Consider the following 1,397-nt stretch of genomic DNA (forward strand, 5'->3'; position numbering starts at 1 on the left):
AAGGGCGGGGCGATGGCCGACTTTGTCGAGACCTATTCGCGCACCTGCCGCAAATATGGCGGCTCGCTCATCACCGCGACCCAGTCGATCCATGACTATTACAAGTCGGAAGGCTCGCGCGCCGCGCTCGAGAACTCGGACTGGTTCCTGATCCTTCAGCAGAAGGGCGAGACCATTTCTGACTTCCGCAACTCGGACCGCTTCGAGATGGACAACATGACCGAGGCGCTGCTCCGGTCGCTGAAGCGCAACGGTACCGACTATTCGGACATCTTCATCCGGGGGCCGGATACCGAATGCGTCGCCCGGCTTGTTCTCGATCGTTTCTCGGGCACTCTCTATTCCTCGAGCCCGCATGTCTTTGCCGAAGTCGAGGCCTATGTGCACCGCGGCTACGCGATGCAGGATGCGATCGAAGCGGTCGCTTTCCCTGAAGAGCACGAGTTCCGGGAGGCGGCCGAATGAGCTCTCTATCGCTTCAATCGGGCTCCAAGAGAGCGAGGCTGATCCCGCAGGATTTTGCTCTTTTCGGTCTGCGGCTCACCGGATGGCTGGCGACGACGACCCTCGCGACCCTCGGCATGTTCGCTGTCTTTTTCATCGTGCTGGGCGGGTTCACGCTCGATGGCACGATGCATCATCTCGGCAATCTGACTGCCCGCTGGCTCGCCGCCGACCTCGCGCGCCGCGAGCAGTTCCAAGCCATCGCTTTCGGCGCTGTCCTGATCGGCTTTGTTCTTTTCGGCTTTTTCCGCCGCGCGAGCCTCATTTCAGCCTTCGACGTTTCGGGAGACGATCAATGACCGACTTGTTCGAGCATGCCTCCGCTGCCCCTGCGGAACCAACCACGATAAAATCGGCGCGACGCAAACCCACTTCGCGCTTTGCCGGTTTTTCTCTGCGCGAAATCATTCTCTTTGCTGCTGCCGCTTCCGTGTTCGTCTGGGGGGCATGGGTCACCAAGACGATCGCGTTCGACGCGCCCGGACGCCAGGAGTTCGTCCAGCTCCAGCTTCAGGGGATCATCGGCGAATATCTGCAGGCTCAGGCGCGCTCGAATACCGATGAGCAGACGGCCGCGCGCGAGACCGCCGTCTTCATGGCGGCGCTCGATCAGACCGTCTCCGGGCTATCGAAGTCCGGCAAGGTGGTTTTGGTCCACGAGGCGATCATCGGCGGCGATGTTCCTGATGTGACCCCGAGCGTCAAGGCGGCCGTCTATGCGAAGGTTCCGCGCCCGCAACCGGCTCAGGCTCTCGCTGCGCCCCCACAAGGTCAGGCAGCGCGCGTTGAACAGGAAATGCAGGCCTTCATGTCTGCAAATGTCGGAGGGCAGGGCGGTGGCCAGTAGTCCGGGCCGCCGCCTTTCCTTGCCGGGCAAGCTTGCAGGCATCGGC

At 62.0% G+C, this 1,397-nt stretch carries 2 protein-coding genes and 1 pseudogene; all 3 read left to right on the plus strand.

Annotated features, from left to right (window positions below; all coding sequences use genetic code 11):
• Positions 1 to 465: pseudogene (locus C0456_RS20525) on the plus strand (type-IV secretion system protein TraC); the annotation flags it as partial.
• Positions 462 to 803, plus strand: a complete 342-nt coding sequence (locus tag C0456_RS20530) for a hypothetical protein (protein WP_291056565.1) — start codon at positions 462 to 464, stop codon at positions 801 to 803. The pseudogene C0456_RS20525 and the gene C0456_RS20530, both read left to right, overlap by 4 nt.
• Positions 800 to 1,351 carry a TrbI F-type domain-containing protein gene (locus C0456_RS20535; RefSeq protein WP_291056568.1) on the plus strand — a complete coding sequence of 184 codons (552 nt, stop codon included), beginning with the start codon at positions 800 to 802 and terminating at the stop codon, positions 1,349 to 1,351. The genes C0456_RS20530 and C0456_RS20535 overlap by 4 nt, the downstream gene beginning before the upstream one ends.
• Positions 1,352 to 1,397: the final 46 nt, after the last annotated feature.

The organism is Hyphomonas sp. (assembly GCF_013823385.1).
Lineage (GTDB): Bacteria > Pseudomonadota > Alphaproteobacteria > Caulobacterales > Hyphomonadaceae > Hyphomonas.

Coding starts and splice junctions, on each gene's coding strand:
- C0456_RS20530 (WP_291056565.1), top strand. CDS start 462: ATGAGCTCTCTATCGCTTCAATCGGGCTCCAAGAGAGCGAGGCTGATC.
- C0456_RS20535 (WP_291056568.1), top strand. CDS start 800: ATGACCGACTTGTTCGAGCATGCCTCCGCTGCCCCTGCGGAACCAACC.